Below are 1,457 nucleotides of genomic sequence, written 5' to 3' on the forward strand. Positions count from 1 at the left end.
GGTCGTACACCTGTAGGTTGGGTGTGGTTTCCATCCCAAAATCCTAAGGCCAAGGGAGAGGGGTGCGGAATGTCGGTTCGGGATTTCCCGGAACAGGTTCCACCCGGTAGGCCTTGGCCTGGTACCGCTCCAAGGTAGTCAGGCGGTCCGTCCAAACCACGGTCCAGGTGGCGGTGGAGGACTCCCCCGCCACCGCCGCAGCAGCCTCCTCGGGCTCAATGCCCGGCTGAGGGGTGATGCGAAAAAGGGCGATGGTGTCCGTGTCTTTGGGCTCGTAGTCGGGCTGCCAGTAGCCCATCTCCTTGTACTCCACTACCCCACCCTTCTTGTAAATGGCCTTTCTCTCCTGCATGCGCCCTCCTCAATACGCCACGGGGCTGATGCCCCGAAGCTTTTCCAGTCGGTGCCAGGCCTCCACCTTGCGCAGGGTCCCGGTGGCCCCCCGGATCACCAGGCTTTCCGTCCAGGCTCGGCGTTCCCCATAGCGCACCCCGCGCAAGAAGGGTCCATCCGTGATGCCCGTGGCGGCGAAGTGGGTGTCCTCGGCGGCGCAGAGCGCCTCGAGGCCGTACACCTTCTCCAGGTCGTAACCTGCGTGGATCAGGTTCCAGCGCTCCTCCTCGCTTTGCGGGTCTAAGCGCATCTGCATCCCCCCGCCCAAAGCCCTCACCGCCACGGCGGCGATGACCCCTTCGGGGGTACCCCCGGTCCCCATGAGGACGTCCACCCCGGTATCGGGGAGAACGGCCGCCAAGGCCCCGGCCACGTCCCCATCGGTCTGCAGGCTAATGCGGGCCCCGGCGGTACGGATCTCTTCCACCAATCGGGCATGCCGCGGCTTGTCCAAAACGAAGACGGTGAGTTCTCGCACCTCCTTTCGCAAGGCTCGGGCGATTTCCTTCAGGTTTTCCGCCACGGAAGCCCTGAGGTCTATCGCTTCCCGGGCTTCTGGCCCCACCACCAGCTTGGCGGCGTAAAACCCGGGACCGGGATTGAAGAGGCTTCCCTCCGGCGCAGCGGCGATCACGCTGATGGCGCCGTAACGGCCCAGGGCCAAAAGCCGCGTCCCCTCCACCGGGTCCACGGCCAGGTCCCACAAGGTGTCGTTTCCCCGCCCCAGAATTTCCCCGTTGTAGAGCATGGGAGCCTGATCCTTCTCCCCCTCGCCGATCACCACCCGCCCCCGGAAGTCCAGGCTGTTCAGGAGAAGACGCATGGCCTCCACCGCCGCCCGGTCCCCCCCCTCTTTATCGCCCCGGCCCACAAAGCGGGCAGCGGCCAAAGCGGCGGCTTCTGTGGCCCGCATGAGGTCCAGGCCCAGGTTGCGCGTGGGCATAGCCATGCGCTTACGTTAAGGAGAGGGTTTTATTATTGCAATCATATGTTTTCCGCTCTAATATAACCCACATTCCGCACCCCCTTCACTCCAGCAGGTAATATCGCCCGGCCCCCAGGAG

The 1,457-nt window shown here is 64.5% G+C and carries 2 protein-coding genes; both read right to left on the minus strand.

The window, feature by feature from the left end:
- Positions 1-43: 43 nt before the first annotated feature.
- Positions 44-352, minus strand: a complete 309-nt coding sequence (locus tag L0D17_RS13060) for a hypothetical protein (RefSeq protein ID WP_243095687.1) — start codon at positions 350-352, stop codon at positions 44-46.
- A gap of 9 nt (positions 353-361) precedes the next feature.
- On the minus strand, positions 362-1,336 hold the full coding sequence (gene glpX, locus L0D17_RS13065) for a class II fructose-bisphosphatase (RefSeq protein ID WP_126165185.1): 975 nt from the start codon (positions 1,334-1,336) through the stop codon (positions 362-364).
- Positions 1,337-1,457 lie beyond the last annotated feature (121 nt).

The sequence above is a fragment of the Thermus thalpophilus genome (assembly GCF_022760915.1).
In the GTDB taxonomy this organism is placed as follows: Bacteria; Deinococcota; Deinococci; order Deinococcales; family Thermaceae; genus Thermus; species Thermus thalpophilus.

Coding starts and splice junctions, on each gene's coding strand:
- L0D17_RS13060 (WP_243095687.1), bottom strand. CDS start 352: ATGCAGGAGAGAAAGGCCATTTACAAGAAGGGTGGGGTAGTGGAGTAC.
- glpX (WP_126165185.1), bottom strand. CDS start 1,336: ATGCCCACGCGCAACCTGGGCCTGGACCTCATGCGGGCCACAGAAGCC.